The organism is Streptomyces sp. NPDC001373, assembly GCF_042895815.1.
GTDB lineage: Bacteria > Actinomycetota > Actinomycetes > Streptomycetales > Streptomycetaceae > Streptomyces.
The window spans coordinates 892,965-908,236 of the sequence record NZ_JBIAWQ010000001.1; the positions used below are offsets into that span (position 1 = coordinate 892,965).

14 protein-coding genes are annotated in these 15,272 nt (G+C 73.5%); 5 read left to right on the top strand and 9 right to left on the bottom strand.

The genetic code is table 11. The features are described from left to right. The first annotated feature begins 37 nt into the window (after positions 1-37). Complete coding sequence (gene rocD, locus ACFY15_RS04390) at positions 38-1,243, top strand: ornithine--oxo-acid transaminase (RefSeq protein ID WP_390824978.1); 1,206 nt, start codon at positions 38-40, stop codon at positions 1,241-1,243. A 54-nt stretch (positions 1,244-1,297) separates the two neighbouring features. On the opposite strand, the gene ACFY15_RS04395 is transcribed toward rocD, so the two are convergent. Together ACFY15_RS04395 and ACFY15_RS04400 are read right to left on the bottom strand one after the other, a co-directional pair. Continuing rightward, a complete protein-coding gene (locus ACFY15_RS04395) occupies positions 1,298-2,488 on the bottom strand; it encodes a glutathionylspermidine synthase family protein (protein ID WP_390824979.1) in 1,191 nt (396 codons plus the stop codon). Between the two features lie 38 nt (positions 2,489-2,526). Continuing rightward, entirely contained in the window at positions 2,527-2,826 is a 300-nt protein-coding gene (locus ACFY15_RS04400) for a hypothetical protein (RefSeq protein ID WP_390824980.1), read from the bottom strand. A 131-nt stretch (positions 2,827-2,957) separates the two neighbouring features. On the opposite strand from ACFY15_RS04400, the gene ACFY15_RS04405 reads away from it, so the two are divergent. Then, positions 2,958-3,800 carry a DMT family transporter gene (locus ACFY15_RS04405; protein ID WP_390825045.1) on the top strand — a complete coding sequence of 281 codons (843 nt, stop codon included), beginning with the start codon at positions 2,958-2,960 and terminating at the stop codon, positions 3,798-3,800. A 428-nt stretch (positions 3,801-4,228) separates the two neighbouring features. Here the strand turns inward: ACFY15_RS04405 and ACFY15_RS04410 are convergent, their stop codons facing one another. Then, on the bottom strand, positions 4,229-5,653 hold the full coding sequence (locus ACFY15_RS04410; protein ID WP_390824981.1) for a PLP-dependent aminotransferase family protein: 1,425 nt from the start codon (positions 5,651-5,653) through the stop codon (positions 4,229-4,231). A 46-nt stretch (positions 5,654-5,699) separates the two neighbouring features. Between ACFY15_RS04410 and ACFY15_RS04415 the strand changes: the two genes are divergently transcribed. Continuing rightward, positions 5,700-6,203, top strand: coding sequence for a carboxymuconolactone decarboxylase family protein (locus ACFY15_RS04415; protein ID WP_390824982.1), 504 nt, complete (start codon positions 5,700-5,702; stop codon positions 6,201-6,203). A 135-nt stretch (positions 6,204-6,338) separates the two neighbouring features. On the opposite strand, the gene ACFY15_RS04420 is transcribed toward ACFY15_RS04415, so the two are convergent. The 3 genes from ACFY15_RS04420 to ACFY15_RS04430 form a co-directional block, all read right to left on the bottom strand. Beyond that, on the bottom strand, positions 6,339-7,328 hold the full coding sequence (locus ACFY15_RS04420; RefSeq protein WP_366450357.1) for a malate dehydrogenase: 990 nt from the start codon (positions 7,326-7,328) through the stop codon (positions 6,339-6,341). A 315-nt stretch (positions 7,329-7,643) separates the two neighbouring features. Continuing rightward, positions 7,644-8,288, bottom strand: a complete 645-nt coding sequence (locus ACFY15_RS04425) for a DUF3017 domain-containing protein (RefSeq protein ID WP_390824983.1) — start codon at positions 8,286-8,288, stop codon at positions 7,644-7,646. Beyond that, positions 8,278-9,138 carry a bifunctional methylenetetrahydrofolate dehydrogenase/methenyltetrahydrofolate cyclohydrolase gene (locus ACFY15_RS04430; protein ID WP_390687685.1) on the bottom strand — a complete coding sequence of 287 codons (861 nt, stop codon included), beginning with the start codon at positions 9,136-9,138 and terminating at the stop codon, positions 8,278-8,280. Before ACFY15_RS04430 ends, ACFY15_RS04425 begins: the two co-directional genes overlap by 11 nt. Positions 9,139-9,391: 253 nt before the next feature. Between ACFY15_RS04430 and ACFY15_RS04435 the strand changes: the two genes are divergently transcribed. Beyond that, on the top strand, positions 9,392-10,132 hold the full coding sequence (locus ACFY15_RS04435) for an RDD family protein (protein ID WP_390687684.1): 741 nt from the start codon (positions 9,392-9,394) through the stop codon (positions 10,130-10,132). Positions 10,133-10,216: 84 nt separating this feature from the next. On the opposite strand, the gene purH is transcribed toward ACFY15_RS04435, so the two are convergent. Together purH and purN are read right to left on the bottom strand one after the other, a co-directional pair. Beyond that, positions 10,217-11,800 carry a bifunctional phosphoribosylaminoimidazolecarboxamide formyltransferase/IMP cyclohydrolase gene (gene purH / locus ACFY15_RS04440; protein WP_390824984.1) on the bottom strand — a complete coding sequence of 528 codons (1,584 nt, stop codon included), beginning with the start codon at positions 11,798-11,800 and terminating at the stop codon, positions 10,217-10,219. After that, a complete protein-coding gene (gene purN, locus ACFY15_RS04445; RefSeq protein ID WP_366450362.1) occupies positions 11,797-12,420 on the bottom strand; it encodes a phosphoribosylglycinamide formyltransferase in 624 nt (207 codons plus the stop codon). Before purN ends, purH begins: the two co-directional genes overlap by 4 nt. Before the next feature lie 237 nt (positions 12,421-12,657). Between purN and ACFY15_RS04450 the strand changes: the two genes are divergently transcribed. Then, complete coding sequence (locus tag ACFY15_RS04450) at positions 12,658-13,260, top strand: hypothetical protein (protein WP_390687681.1); 603 nt, start codon at positions 12,658-12,660, stop codon at positions 13,258-13,260. Positions 13,261-13,524: 264 nt separating this feature from the next. On the opposite strand, the gene ACFY15_RS04455 is transcribed toward ACFY15_RS04450, so the two are convergent. Further along, positions 13,525-15,165 (bottom strand): DUF6350 family protein, encoded by a 1,641-nt coding sequence (locus tag ACFY15_RS04455; protein WP_390824985.1) that lies wholly within the window; start codon positions 15,163-15,165, stop codon positions 13,525-13,527. Positions 15,166-15,272: the final 107 nt, after the last annotated feature.

Below are 15,272 nucleotides of genomic sequence, written 5' to 3' on the forward strand. Positions count from 1 at the left end.
CACCCGCGTCACCAGCAGACGGACGATCGGAGACCCCGTGTCGAGAACAGCTGATGCCATCCGCTCCGCCGACGAGCACAGCGCGCACAACTACCATCCCCTCCCGGTCGTCGTGGCTTCGGCGGAGGGCGCGTGGATGACCGACGTGGAGGGCCGCCGCTACCTCGACATGCTCGCCGGGTACTCGGCGCTCAACTTCGGCCACGGCAACCGGCGTCTGATCGACGCGGCCAAGGCCCAGCTGGAACGGGTCACCCTCACCTCCCGGGCCTTCCACCACGACCGCTTCGCCGACTTCTGCACCGAACTCGCCGCGCTGTGCGGCAAGGAGATGGTGCTGCCGATGAACACGGGCGCGGAGGCCGTGGAGACGGCGGTGAAGACGGCACGCAAGTGGGGGTACGAGGTCAAGGGTGTCCCCGACGGACAGGCCAAGATCGTCGTCGCCGCGAACAACTTCCACGGCCGGACCACGACCATCGTGTCCTTCTCCACCGACCACGAGGCCCGCGACCACTACGGCCCCTACACCCCCGGCTTCGAGATCGTCCCGTACGGGGACCTCACCGCCCTCGACGCCGCCGTCACCGCCAACACCGTCGCCGTCCTGCTGGAGCCGATCCAGGGAGAGGCGGGCGTACTGGTCCCGCCGGCCGGCTACCTGGCGGGCGTACGGGAGGTGACGCGCGAGCGGAACGTGCTGTTCATGGCGGACGAGATCCAGTCGGGCCTGGGCCGCACCGGCCGGACCTTCGCGTGCGAGCACGAGGACGTCGTCCCGGACGTGTACGTCCTGGGGAAGGCGCTCGGCGGCGGTGTGGTGCCCGTGTCCGCCGTGGTCGCGGACCGCGACGTGCTCGGGGTGTTCCGGCCCGGGGAGCACGGTTCCACCTTCGGCGGGAACCCGCTCGCCTGCGCCGTGGCACTGGAGGTGATCGCGATGCTGCGCACCGGCGAGTACCAGCAGCGGGCCGCCGAACTCGGCGACCACCTGCACCGCGAGCTGAACCTGCTGGCCGGCTCGGGCGCGGTGACCGCCGTCCGCGGGCGCGGGCTGTGGGCGGGCGTCGACATCGACCCGGCACGCGGCACGGGACGGGAGATCTCCGAGAAACTGATGGAGCGCCGGGTTCTGGTGAAGGACACGCACGGGTCGACGATCCGGATCGCGCCGCCGCTGGTCATCGGCAAGGAGGACCTGGACTGGGGTCTGGAGCAGCTGCGGGCCGTCCTCGCCGGCTGAGGCCCCGGGGGTGCCCGGCCGGGCACCCCCTCGTCCGCCAGTGCGGTCAGAGCACTAGAGGATGACGTGCGGCAGGAAGCGGGCGTACTCGTCCGTGACCGGGCCCGAAGACTCGCGGATGCCGAGGCCGGCCGCCTCCTCCTCGACCACCCACGCGCCGAGGACCACGCGGTTGCCGTCGAAGTCGGGCAGCGGTGCCAGCGCCTGGAAGACGTACGTCTCCCCGTCGGCCGGCGCGAAGGGCTCGCCGCCGGGCTCGTGGAGGGTGACCCCCGCGCCCTCGCGGCCCAGCAGGGGCTTGGCGGCGTAGCCGCCGCTCTCGGCGAGTTCGCGCGGGCCGTCGAGGTAGGCGGGCAGGAGGTTCGGGTGCTCGGGGAAGAGCTCCCACAGGATCGCCAGCAGGGCCTTGTTGGCCAGCAGCATCTTCCACAGGGGCTCGATCCAGGCGGTGGTGCCGGTGCCGCCGCCGTGGTCGTAGCTGTCGAGGACGTGCGGGCCGAACTCGTCCTCGACCAGCCACTCCCAGGGGTAGAGCTTGAAGCAGCCCCGGATGAAGCGGAGCTTCTCGTCCACGAACCGGCCCGCGAGGGCGTCCCAGCCGATGGTCTCCACGGACAGGGCGTGGGTCTCCAGCCCGGCCTGCTCGGCGGTCTCCTGGAGGTAGGCGACCGTCATCAGGTCCTCGCCGAGCTCGTCGGTCTCGGAGTGCGCGAAGTGCAGCGGGCCGGGCGGCAGCAGCTCGGCCTGTCGGCGCCAGGCGTCGACGAGCCGCTCGTGGAGGGAGTTCCACTGGTCGGCGCCGGGGAAGCGCTCCTCCATCCAGAACCACTGCGGGCTCGCGGCCTCCACCAGGGAGGTGGGGGTGTCGGCGTTGTACTCCAGCAGCTTGGCCGGGCTGCCGGAGCCGTCGTAGCGCAGGTCGAAGCGGCCGTAGAGGGAAGGCTGTTCGGCGCGGCGCCGCCAGGACTCGGCGATGAGCGCGGCGACCTTCGGGTCGGTGATGCCGAGGTCGGCGAAGCGGTCGTGCTCGACGATGTGGGCGGCCGCGGCCAGGCACATGGCGTGCAGTTCCTCGACGACGTTCTCCAGCGCCTCGACCTCGGGGAGGGAGAAGGAGTAGTAGGCGCTCTCGTCCCAGTAGGGGCGCAGGGAGTCGTCGGGGAAGCGGGTCAGGGGGTAGATCAGGCCCTGCTCCTCGACGGTCTTCTGCCAGTCGGGGCGGGGTTCGATGATGTGCCGCTGCATGGTGCCGTGCTCCGTCGTGTCGCTCGTCCGCCGCCGGCTCAGCCGCCGGAGGAGCCGGAGTGGCTGCCGCCGCCGATGCCGCCGCGGGTGACGGCCGACTTGTCGAAGCTGCCGCCGGTCACCTTGCCGTTGCTGACGCTGCCGCCGTAGTAGTACGCCCCGCGGCCGCCGGTCCTGCACTCCTTGGCGTTGAGGTGCTCCAGCGTGGACCGGGACGCGCAGCGCTTGTCGGGCTCGCTGCTGCCGCAGGCCACGAGGGTGGCGGCGAGCAGGCCCATGCCGCCGAGGGCGACCGCGCCGGAGCGCATGCGTCGTCGGTTGGTGTCGCTGGTGTCCATGGCGTGTTCCGCTCCCCCTGGGTGGCGTGGGCTGCCGACAGACTAGAGCGGGGGTGTCGGAGGAGGGAATCCGGCCACCGTCACACCCTCGTCACGGCGGGGGCCCTAGAGTCGGTTTCGTGCTGATCGGAATGGTTTGTGCGCTGGGCGCGGCGGTGTGCTTCGGTACGGCCTCGGTCCTCCAGGCGGTGGCGGCCCGCGCGGCGGCCCGGCCGGAGGACGGCTCGGGGGTGGGCACCGCGCTGTTCCTGCGCGCGGTGCGGCAGTGGCGGTACCTGGCGGGGCTGGCGCTGGACGCGGTCGGCTTCGTGCTCCAGATCATCGCGCTGCGGCACATCCCCATCTACGTGGTGGGGGCCGCGATGGCCGCGAGCCTGGCGGTGACGGCGGTGGTCTCGGCGCGACTGCTGCGGGTGAGGCTGTCGCGGCTGGAGTGGGGCGCGGTGGGGGTGGTGAGCGCGGGGCTCCTGATGCTGGGACTCGCCTCCGGCGAGGAGGGGGACGGCGTCGGGACGCTCGCGCTGAAGCTGGGTCTGCTGGGGGTGGCGGGGCTGGTGCTGCTGGTGGGCGCGGTCGCGGGGCGGCTGCCGGACGGCTCGCGCGCACTGGTGCTGGGCCTGGCGGCGGGGACGGGGTTCGGGGTGGTGGAGGTGGCGGTGCGGCTCGTGAACTCCTTCTCGCTGCAGGAGCTGCTCAACCCGGCGCTGTACGCGCTGCTGCTGGGCGGGGCGGCGGGGTTCCTGCTGCTCACCTCGGCCCTGCAGCGCGGTTCGGTGACGGCGGCGACGGCCGGGCTGGTGCTGGGCGAGACGGTGGGCCCGGCGGTGGTGGGGGTGGTGTGGCTCGGCGACCGGACGCGGGAGGGGCTGGAGTGGCTGGCGGTCCTGGGGTTCCTGGTGGCGGTGGCCGGGTCACTGGCCCTGGCCCGCTTCGGCGAACCGGAACCGGAGCCGGAACCGGCCGGAACGGGCTGAGCGGTACCCGCCGGACGGGACGCTGAGCGGTACCCGCCGGACGGGACCACGGGGCACGGGCCCACGGGCCCACGGGCCACGAGGCCGCCGGAGGGGGAACGGGACCGCAAGACCGCAGGGAACACAGGGCCACAAGGCCGCAAGGCCGCAAGGGGCACGAGGCCGCAAGGGGCACGAGGCCGCAAGGCACGGGGCCGCAGGGCACGAGGCCGCAAGGCACGGGGCCGCAAGGCACGAGGCCCCAGGGCACGAGGCCGCAAGGCACGAGGCCCCAGGGCACGAGGCCGCAAGGCACGAGGCCCCAGGGCACGAGGCCCCAGGGCACGAGGCCGCAAGGCACGAGGCCCCAGGGCACGAGGCCGCGGGGACACGGGGCCGCGGGGACACGGGGCCGGAAGGACGCGGCGCAGGGCCGTAGGGCCGGGGGTTTACGGGAGGATGGCGGTCAGGGCGGTCAAGGCGGTCAGGGTGGGGGACCAGGCGCTGTCCGTCGGGGTGCCGTAGCCGAGGACCAGCGCCTCGCGCTCCGGCATCTCCGTCTCCGGATGCCGGTAGCGCGCCAGGCCCTCCACCTCCAGCCCCTGCCAGGCCGCGGCCTGGACGAGCGAGCGCTCCGTCCCCACCGGGAGGTCCAGCACCGCGTGCAGTCCCGCCGCGATCCCGGAGACCGGTCCGCCGCCGAGCGCGGCCACCAGCTCGTCGCGCCGGCGCCGGTAACGCAGCCGCATCGCCCGCACGTGCCGGTCGTAGGCCCCGGAGGTCATGAACTCCGCCAGCGTCAGCTGCTCCAGCGCGCTCGACATCCACTCCGCCCGGCCCTTCGCGTCCAGCACCTCCTCCAGCAGGTCGGGCGGGACCACCATCCAGCCCATCCGCAGCGCGGGGGCGAGGGACTTGCTGGCGGTGCCGAGGTAGACCACCCGGTCGGGGTCCAGGCCCTGGAGCGCGCCGACCGGCTGGCGGTCGTAGCGGAACTCCCCGTCGTAGTCGTCCTCCAGGATCAGCCCGCCCGTGGTCCGCGCCCAGTCCACCGCCGCCGCCCGGCGCTCGGGGGTGAGGGCCGCGCCGGTCGGGTACTGGTGGGCGGGCGTCAGCAGCACCGCGCCCACCCGGGGGCCGAGCCCGGCCAGGTCGGCGGTGCGGGCGCCGGCCCCGTCCACCCACAGCGGCCGGGTCCGCAGCCCGGCCCCGGTGAGCAGGTCCCGGTGCAGGTCCAGGCTGTAGCCCTCCACCGCCATCTCCCGCACCCGGCGGCCCCGCAGCACCCGCCCGAGCAGCTGGAGGGCGTGGGCGAAGCCGGCGCACAGCACGATCCGGTCCGGGTCCGCGTACACCCCGCGCGCCCGTGCCAGGTACCCGGCGAGCGCCTCGCGCAGCTCTGTCCGGCCGCGCGCGTCGGCGGCGTAGCCGAAGGCCTCGTTCGGGGCGTCGGTCAGGGCCCGGCGGGCGGCCGCCAGCCAGGCGGTGCGCGGGAAGCCGCCCACGTCCGGGGAGCCGGGCACCAGGCTGTAGGCCGGTGAGCGCCGTGCGGGCCGGCGGACCGGGGCAGCCGGCCCCGGGGCGCGGCGCGGCCGGGCCCGTTCGGCGACCCGCGTGCCGGAGCCCTGGCGGGCGGTCAGCCAGCCCTCGGCGACGAGCTCCGCGTAGGCCTCCGCGACCGTGTTGCGCGCGATGCCCAGGTCGGCGGCGAAGGCCCGTGAGGAGGGCAGCCGCGTCCCGGGCGCCAGCCGGCCGCTGCGCGCGGCCTCCCGCAGCGACTCGGTCAGGGCGGCCCGCAGGCCGCGCTCGCCCGCCGCCACCGCGGAGAGGTCCAGGTGCAGGTCGGCGCCGTAAGTGGCCCATGAGTCGGTCATGGATGTGGACCATATAGGCGGGCCGCCCGCTCCGTACGGTGGTGACATGAGCATCGACACGAAGACCACCGCACTCGCCGAAGAGCACACCCCCCGCATGGAGCTGTTCAAGCTCGCCCCGGAGGCCTACAAGGCCGCCGTAGCCCTGGAGATCGCCTCGACGAAGGGCCTGGACCCGGTCCTCGTCGAGCTCGTCAAGATCCGCGCCTCGCAGATCAACCACTGCGCGTTCTGCCTGGACATGCACACCAAGGACGCCCTCGCGGCGGGCGAGAGCGTCGAGCGCGTCATCCAGCTCGCCGCCTGGGAGGAGTCGCGGCACTTCTACACGGACAAGGAGCTGGCGGCGATCGAGCTGACCGAGGCCGTCACCGTGCTGACGGACGGGTTCGTCCCGGACGAGGTGTACGCGAAGGCGGCGGCACACTTCGAGGAGGCCGAACTGGCCCAGCTGATCACGGTCATCGCCATGATCAACGTCTGGAACCGGATCGCCGTCACCACGCGGCTGTCCCCGGGGCACTACACCCCGGGCTCGCTCAAGCACTGACCGCTCCGGGCGGACCCGTCCGCCGGAGCGCCTGCGCCCCGAACGCCGAAGCGCCCCGGCCGTGTTCGGCCGGGGCGCAAGGGTGTCCGCTCCGGTCGTGCCGGAGGGGCGGACCCTCCGGCCGGAGCGGGTGGATCAGATCAGGCCGAGCTCGCGGACCGCGTCGCGCTCCTCGACGAGCTCCGCCACGGACGCGTCGATGCGCGCACGGGAGAACTCGTTGATGTCCAGGCCCTGGACGATCTCGTACTTGCCGTCCTTGCAGGTGACGGGGAAGGAGGAGATCAGGCCCTCCGGGACGCCGTAGGAGCCGTCCGAGGGGATGCCCATGGAGGTCCAGTCACCGGCGGCGGTGCCGTTGACCCACGTGTGGACGTGGTCGATGGCGGCGTTGGCGGCGGAGGCCGCCGAGGACGCGCCACGGGCGTCGATGATGGCGGCACCGCGCTTGGCGACCGTCGGGATGAAGGTCTCGGCGAGCCACTGCTCGTCGTTGACGACCTCGGCCGCGTTCTTGCCGGCGATCTCCGCGTGGAAGATGTCCGGGTACTGGGTCGCCGAGTGGTTGCCCCAGATGGTGAGGCGCTTGATGTCGGTGAGGTCGGCACCGGTGCGCTGCGCGAGCTGCGACAGGGCGCGGTTGTGGTCCAGGCGGGTCATCGCGGTGAAGCGCTCGGCCGGGACGTCCGGGGCGGCGGCCTGCGCGATGAGCGCGTTGGTGTTGGCCGGGTTGCCCACGACCAGGACCTTGATGTCGTCCGCGGCGTGCGCGTTGATCGCGGCGCCCTGCGGCTTGAAGATGCCGCCGTTGGCGGAGAGCAGGTCACCGCGCTCCATGCCCTTGGTGCGCGGGCGGGCGCCCACGAGGAGGGCGACGTTGGCGCCGTCGAAGCCCTGGTTCGGGTCGTCGAAGATGTCGATGCCCTTGAGCAGCGGGAAGGCGCAGTCGTCGAGCTCCATGGCGGTGCCCTCGGCGGCCTTCATGCCCTGCGGGATCTCCAGGAGGCGGAGCTTGACCGGCACGTCCGCGCCGAGCAGGTGGCCGGACGCGATGCGGAAGAGCAGCGCGTAGCCGATCTGGCCGGCGGCGCCGGTCACGGTGACATTCACGGGAGTGCGGGTCATGGCCTTCTCCGTTAGACAGCTGGCGGTGGGGCGTCCCCGCCCCATGTGCTGGGTCCCAAGTACTGGGGAGGACGCCGCTTCCCTGTCCTGTGAATCTTGACGTGAAGAGACATCCGCGGTCAGGCTATCCGACCCGAGGGGTCCCGAACCCCCCGGACCCTGTGGTCCACGGCACACGACCCCCGGTTTCGAAGGTCCGAACGCACGCACGACCTGTACTCCAGCCCGGAAATCCGTACTCTCCAGGCCTCTTCGAGGGCCTGGGCGCGCCGCGCCGCGCGGGATCACCCCGGCGGCGCGGCGGCCGACGCCCGGTCAGCGGACGGTGAAGCGGACCACGTCCTCCAGGAAGGGGACGTTCAGACCGTGCGGCTGCACCACCAGCGCCAGCAGCGTGATCGCCACGCCCAGCAGCCCGTACGTGACCATGTCCGTGAACCGGGAGCGCACCGCGAGCATGCCCACCGAGGGCAGGACGCGCCGCAGCACCGCGGCCGCGATCAGGGCGACACCGATGACGAGGCAGCCGATGCGGGGGTGCCCGAACGCCGTGGTCAGCAGCCCGACGGCGGTGGCGCCGAGGACACTGAGCATCGGCCACTGGCGGGCGGGCGTGGACACGGCACCGGGGATGGCCCGGCCGGCGCCCTCGGGGCGCGCGGTGTCCTGGGTGACGGCGGGGAACCGCCGGGACCGCGCCGCCGGCCGGGCCGGGGTGGAGGCCCCCGCCGCCGCCGGGGACCGGCCCGTCCCGGACCCGGACTTCGGGCGGGCTGCCGGAGGGTGCTCCGGCAGCCCGGCGCCCAGCGCCGGCCCGCGGCCCTGGTCCGTACCCTCGCCCGTGTCCTTGCCCTTGCCCTTGTCCGTGCCCGTGCCCTTGCCCGCGTCCTCGTCCGTACCGCTGGTCCCGTCCGTACCGCTGGTCCCGCCGGCCCCGTTCGTGTCGTGCTCAGCCCGCACTGCCGGCCCGCTCCGCCGCCTCGACCACGTTCACCAGCAGCTGCGCCCGGGTCATCGGCCCGACACCGCCCGGGTTCGGGGAGATCCAGCCCGCCACCTCGGCCACGCCCGGGTGGACGTCCCCGACGATCTTCCCGTTCTCGTCACGGCTGACGCCGACGTCGAGGACGGCCGCGCCCGGCTTGACGTCCTCCGGCTTCACCAGGTGCGCGACGCCCGCCGCCGCGACGACGATGTCCGCCTGGCGCAGCAGCCCGGAGAGGTCGCGCGTACCGGTGTGGCACAGGGTCACGGTGGCGTTCTCGGACTTGCGGGTGAGCAGCAGTCCGATGGAGCGGCCCACGGTGATGCCCCGTCCGACGACGACCACGTGCGCGCCGTTGATCTCGACCCCGTGGTGGCGCAGCAGCTCGACGATCCCGTACGGGGTACAGGGCAGTGGCCCCTGCACGCCGAGCACCAGCCGGCCGAGCGAGGTCGGATGCAGGCCGTCGGCGTCCTTGGCCGGATCCATCAGCTCCAGGACGCGGTTGGTGTCGATGCCCTTGGGGAGCGGCAGTTGGACGATGTACCCGGTGCACTCCGGGTCCTCGTTCAGCTCGCGCACGACCGCCTCGATCTCCTCCTGGGAGGCCGTGGCGGGCAGTTCGCGGCGGATGGAGGTGATGCCCACCTCCGCGCAGTCCTTGTGCTTGCCGTTGACGTACCAGCGGCTGCCCGGGTCGTCGCCGACGAGCAGCGTGCCGAGGCCGGGGGTGATGCCCCGCTCCTTCAGCGCCGCCACGCGGGCGGTCAGTTCGGATTTGATCGCGGCCGCGGTGGCCTTGCCATCGAGAATCTGGGCGGTCATGGGGGCATCCTCCCGGATGGGGCGGCCCGGCTTCCAGTCGGGCGGTGGCCGGAACATGCTCTTCATTGCACTTGCACAACAAGTCTGGCCCGGCTTTGCAACTGGCTGGACAAGTTCGGTGCGGGCCCACGACGATGACGGGCAGCAAGACGATCGGAAAAGAGTGCCGCGGGCAGTGCCGGGGGGCGTACCGCAGAAGCAAGTGTCCTCCAGCGTGCCGTGCGTCCCCGCACTTCACGGAGGAAACACCCAGATGAGCTTCGGCGATCCCAACAACCCCTACGGGCAGCAGCAGCCGCCGCAGGGTCAGCCCGGCTACGGCTACCCGCAGCAGGCCCCGCAGGGCGTCCCGCCGCAGGCCGGCTACGGCTACCCGCAGCAGGGCCAGCAGCCGTACGGCGTCCCTCCGCAGGCCCCCGGCACGCTGCAGGCCAACAACGGCTACATCAACGTCGCGGGCCTGGGCACCGTCCAGGTCGCCACGATGGGCCGCCGCTTCGGCGCCCGCGTGATCGACGGTCTGATCATCGGTGTCCTGTACTTCATCCTGAGCTCCGTCGTGTTCGCGGGCGCCTTCAGCGCGGCCAAGAACGTCAAGGACTGCACGGGCATCGACCCGCTGTCCCCCGAGTACAGCACCTGCCTCAACGAGGCGTCGGCCCAGGCCGGCGAGGCCGCGGGCGGCATCTTCGCGGCCTTCTTCGGCGGTCTGCTCATCCTCGGCCTCGCCACCCTGCTCTACGAATGGCTGATGATCGCCTTCGTGGGCGCCACCGTCGGCAAGATGGCCCTCGGCCTGAAGGTCGTCAAGGAGAACACGGGCCAGAACCCCGGCATCGGCGGCGGCTTCATCCGCTGGATCATCCCGATGGTCGGCTCCGTCCTCTGTGGCATCGGCCAGCTCCTGGTCTACCTCTCCCCCTTCTTCGACAACTCGGGCAAGCTCCAGGGCTGGCACGACCGCGCCGCCGGCACGATCGTCGTCAAGAAGTAAGCACCAGGCAGCAGACACCGCTCACGGCGAAGGCCGCCACCCGCTGGTGCGGGTGGCGGCCTTCGCCGTATCGGCGTCCGGGTCTCAGTGGAAGAAGTGGCGCGTACCGGTGAAGTACATGGTCACGCCCGCCTTCTGCGCCGCCTCGACGACCTGCTCGTCACGGACCGAACCGCCCGGCTGGACGACGGCCTTGATGCTGGCGGCGGTCAGGATCTCCAGCCCGTCCGGGAACGGGAAGAAGGCGTCCGAGGCCGCGTACGAGCCCTGGGCGCGCTCGGCGCCCGCCCGCTCGACCGCCAGCTTGGCCGAGTCGACGCGGTTGACCTGGCCCATACCGACGCCGACCGAGGCGCCGTCCTTGGCCAGCAGGATCGCGTTGGACTTGACGGCGCGGCAGGCCCTCCACGCGAAGGCGAGCTCGGCGAGCTCCTCGGCGGACAGGGCGTCACCGGTGGCCAGGGTCCAGTTCGCCGGGTCGTCGCCCTCGGCCTGGAAGACGTCACTGTGCTGGAGCAGCACGCCGCCGCTGATGGGCTTGAGGTCGCCCGGCTGGTGCGGGGTGCCGTCCACCTTCAGGACGCGGATGTTCTTCTTCTTGGCGAGGATCTCGACCGCGCCGTCCTCGTACGCCGGGGCGGCGATGACCTCGGTGAAGATCTCCGCGACCTGCTCGGCGAGCTCGACGGTCACCGGGCGGTTGACGGCGATGACGCCGCCGAACGCCGACAGCGGGTCGCAGGCGTGCGCCTTGCGGTGCGCCTCGGCGACGTCCGCGCCGACGGCGATGCCGCACGGGTTGGCGTGCTTGATGATCGCGACGCAGGGCTCGTCGTGGTCGTACGCGGCGCGGCGGGCGGCCTCGGTGTCCACGTAGTTGTTGAAGGACATCTCCTTGCCGTGCAGCTGCTCGGCGTTGGCGAGCCCGCCCGGCCGGCCGTCGGTGTAGAGGGCGGCGGCCTGGTGCGGGTTCTCGCCGTAGCGCAGGGTCGACTTGCGCTCCCACGCGCCGGCCAGGAACTCGGGCAGCGCGCCCTCCTCGCCCTCCGGGGCGTACGCGTTCGTGAACCAGGACGCCACGGCCACGTCGTAGGCGGCGGTGTGCTGGAACGCCTCGGCCGCGAGCCGCTTGCGGGCGGTGAGGTCGAAGCCGCCGCCCTGGGCCGCGGCGAGGACGTCGGCGTAGCGGGCCGGGCTGGTGACGACGGCGACCGACGGGTGGTTCTTGGCCGCGGCGCGGACCATCGACGGGCCGCCGATGTCGATCTGCTCGACGCACTCGTCGGGCGTGGCGCCGGAGGCGACGGTCTCCCGGAAGGGGTACAGGTTGACGATCACCAGGTCGAAGGGCTCGACGCCCAGCTCGGCGAGCTGGCGCTGGTGGTCCTCCAGGCGCAGGTCGGCGAGGATGCCGGCGTGCACGCGCGGGTGGAGGGTCTTGACCCGGCCGTCGAGGCACTCGGGGAAGCCGGTCAGCTCCTCGACCTTGGTGACGGGCACGCCGGCCGCGGCGATCTTCGATGCGGTGGAGCCGGTCGAGACGAGCGCGACGCCCGCCTCGTGCAGGCCGCGGGCCAGGTCTTCCAGTCCCGTCTTGTCGTAGACACTGACGAGCGCACGGCGGATCGGCCGCTGGGTCGTAGCCGTCGTCGTTTCGTTGGCGGTCACTGGATTGTTACCTTTCGTCCCTCAATGCGGTAGCCGTGCCGGGCCAGGCGCCCCACGACGTCGACGAGCAGCTGGCGCTCGACTTCCTTGATGCGCTCATGGAGAGCGGCTTCGTCCTCCCCGTCGCGGACCTCGACGACACCCTGGGCGATGATCGGACCGGTGTCCACGCCGCTGTCCACGAAATGGACCGTGCAGCCGGTGACCTTCGCCCCGTACGCGAGGGCGTCCCGCACCCCGTGCGCGCCGGGGAATGCCGGGAGGAGGGCGGGGTGGGTGTTGACGAACCGGCCGCCGAAGCGGTCGATGAAGCTCTTGCCGACGATCTTCATGAACCCTGCGGAGACGACGAGGTCCGGCGCGTACGCGTCGGTGGCCTCGGTGAGGGCGGCGTCCCACTCCTCACGGCTCCCGTAGGCCTTGACCGGGCACACGAAGGTCGGGATCCCCGCCTTCTCGGCCCGTTCCAGACCGGCGATGTTCTCGCGGTCGGCCCCGACGGCGACGACCTCTGCCCCGAACCCCTCGGCTCCGCCGGGGTGGGCGTCGATGGCGTCGAGCAGGGCCTGGAGGTTGGTGCCGGAGCCGGAAACCAGCACGACCAGGCGGGAGGCGGCCATGGGAGGCCCTTTCTCACAGGGTTTGCGACGTTGGTCTTGTGTGGTCATACGAAACTTCGGGGTACCGATATACGGGGAACCATACGAAGCCACCGACCGCCTGCAACGATACCGGCACACGGGACCGCCCCCGAGGGACGGGGGGACGGGCGGGCGGTAGCGTCTGGTGTACAAGCCGTACGACCCGGCGCGCACCGGGTGCACGACGTCCACGACACAGGGGAAGTAAGCCACTCGATGCCGGACCGCCGTCAGCCCGACCCCTCCACCGACGACAACCCCTTCGCGGCGCCCCCGGAGGGCCGGCCCGACCAGCCGTGGCAGCCCCGGCAGCCCCAGGGCCCGCGCGGCGGCGGCCCGTCCGGCCCCGGCCCCGACCCCGGCTCGGAGCCCGGGGGGCCGGCCCGCTGGGACCCGATGGACCCGGTCCAGCGGCGCGCGCGGTACGCGATGCTGGCGGGCATGTGGGGGTTCTTCTTCGGGATCTTCGGGATCCCGTCGGTGGGGCTGCTGCTCGGGGCGCTGGCGATGTACTGGGGGATCAGCGCGCTGCGCGGCCGCCCCGCGACCCCGGCCGACCCGACGAAGGGCACCCCGGCCCGGCCGGGCGGCCTGTCCGCCCTCGGCCCGGCGGCCCGGCCGCAGCGGGCGGCGGCGATCAGCGGCCTGGTCTCGGCGACGCTGGCCCTGCTGCTGGCGGGCACCTCGTACGGGCTGCAGCTGGCGTACAAGGACTTCTACGTCTGCCGCGACGACGCGCTGACGCAGACGGCGGAACTCCAGTGCAACAACCTCCTCCCGGACAACATGATCGGCAACGTCCTGAAGGTCCAGCGCTAGCCGCTGCGCGGGGCTGACCGCCGAGCAGGGCTGGTCCCCTGCCCGCCCTTCCACCGTTCCCCCCGCAGCTACCGCCGGGAGGGGGCCCCAGGGGCTTCGCCCCGGACCCGTACGGGCGCTGCGCGCCCGTCGCCCCGAACGCCGGGGGGGGCTCCTTCATGGCCCCGCGGCGTTCAAGGCGTGGCAGTCCGGGGGCGAAGCCACCGGGGAACGGCGGAAGGGCGGGGCCGGGAGACGGCTCCGCGCAGCGGCCCCCGGCCCCGCTCAGCCTTCCGGCCGCCGCCGCGCGAGGACCCGGGCCCCCACCACCCCCGGCACCAACGGCCCCACCTCCACCGCACCCTGATCCCCCGCCACGTCCGCCTCCGGCGCAACCTCCGCAGCCGGCACGGCGACCTCCCCGCCCCGAGCCTCCCCGCCCGGGGCCTCCCCGCCCGGGGTCACCGCAGCCGGGGCCTCCGCAGGAGCCGGAGCGGCCGGCGCGGGAGCCGGATCCGGAGCCGGCGGAACCCCGCCCGCGGGAGCGACGATCGGCAACGCCGCCTCCCGCAGCGCCGCCCACCTCAGCTCCCGCGCTCCCGGGTCGTGCCACGCGTCCCCGCCCCCCGCCTCCCCGGCGGAGCCGACCGGCCGGTTCCGGAACCCGTGCACCCCCACCGCCACCGGCACCGCCAGCACCACCACCCACCCCGCCGCGGCCGCACCCACCGCCCACCACACCGGTCCGAACGCCGCCAGCGCCCGTGTTCCCAGCGCCCCCGCCGACGCCGCCGCCAGGCCCGCCATCGCGAGCCCGCACACCACCGCCCCCAGAGCGGCCGTCAGCGCGGTCTCCCCGTACGAGACGTCCCGCGCCCGCCGCACCGCGAACCACCCCACCACCAGGCCTGCCGCCACCGGCACCCCGGCGGCCGCCCACGTCAGCGGCGTCCCCGCGCCCTCCGGAGGCAGCGCCGCCAGCAGCGGGAACCTCGGCAGGGCCGCCGCCCCCTCGAACCCGAGCGGTGTCGCCGTCGCCCCGGTGCCCACCGAGAACCCGGGCCCCAGCCCGTACGCCGCCCCCCACACCACCGCGTTCGGCACCAGCGTCACCGCCAGCAGCAGCACCGCGAACCGCCCCGACCACACCCCGGTCAGCGTCAGGAACGAGGACTGCGCCTCCCCCGCGTGCCACACCAGCGACGCCCCGACCAGCACCGTCCCGCCGCCCAGCAGGACGAGTACCCCCGCCGCCCCCGACCGCAGCGCCAGCGCGTACCGCGGACGGGCCACCGCCCGCCGCAGGCCCCCGGGGATCCAGCCCGGCAGCGGCCCCGCCGGCCGGCCCTTCACCGCCCACACCCCGCCCGCCGCAGCGCACACGGCCACGAGCGGCAGGTGCCAGGCGGCGCTGAGCGGGTCCGCCGGCATCGGCCCGCCCGCCGCGTAGACGGTGACGAGCGCGCCCACCCCCAGGTAGCCGCAGAGCACGGCGGAGAACACCGCGCTCGCCGGCAGCACCTCCTCCGCCTCCGCTTCCGCTCCCACCCCGACTCCCACGCCGACCCCGGACGCGCTGCCCAGCCGGGCCGCGCGCCGCATCAGCAGCACGGGCAGCGCCACCAGCAGCAGCGGGGTCACTCCGACGGGGGCGGGCACCCCCGAGAGGGTGTCGTAGCGGACGAGTTCGGTCCCGTGGGCCATCAGCCACAGTCCGGCGGCGAGGTGCAGCGCCCCGCCGGGGCCGCTGTCCGGATAGGGGGAGCTGATCCACAGCACGATCACGAGCACGGCCAGGAAGCCGAGCCCCAGTCCGGCGGCCACAGCGCCGCCCAGCACGCAGGCCGCGGCAGCCGGTGAACGGCGCGGAGCCCGGGCCTGCGGAGCCGCCGGCAACGGGGCCCCGCGTTCGATCACTTGGGTCACACCGTCATGGTGCCAACGACACGCGCTATGGGTGGGTAACAGGCGATTGTCCGTTGTGTCGCCCAATATACGTTTATGTACTTTATCGCCCAGTGCTGTGCTGCCAG